The following is a 255-nucleotide window of genomic DNA, read 5'->3' on the forward strand; positions in this document are numbered from 1 at the left end:
CGGTCCCGGCGTTGGTCGCGCCCTCGGTGGCGGCCCAGGAGACCTTCCGGTCCGGGACCTGCTCGAGGACCTGCGCCTGCCACTGCCGGCGCACCCCGCCCAGCTCGGCGACCCACTCCAGGCGGTCGTCGCCCAGCTGGCGCACGCTCTGCACCCCGCCCATGAAGTGGGGGAACTCCTCGAACTGCGTCCACTGGTTGTACACCGTGGTGACGGGCACGTCCACGACGACGGTCTTCTCGACTCTGGTGCTCA

The 255-nt window shown here is 71.0% G+C and carries 1 protein-coding gene; it reads right to left on the minus strand.

What is annotated here, in order from left to right:
* Positions 1 to 255, minus strand: a 255-nt coding sequence (locus tag M3185_RS17010) for an SRPBCC family protein (protein WP_285860044.1), incomplete at both ends; no start/stop codon positions are given.

The organism is Kocuria rosea, assembly GCF_023715525.1.
Lineage (GTDB): Bacteria > Actinomycetota > Actinomycetes > Actinomycetales > Micrococcaceae > Kocuria > Kocuria rosea_A.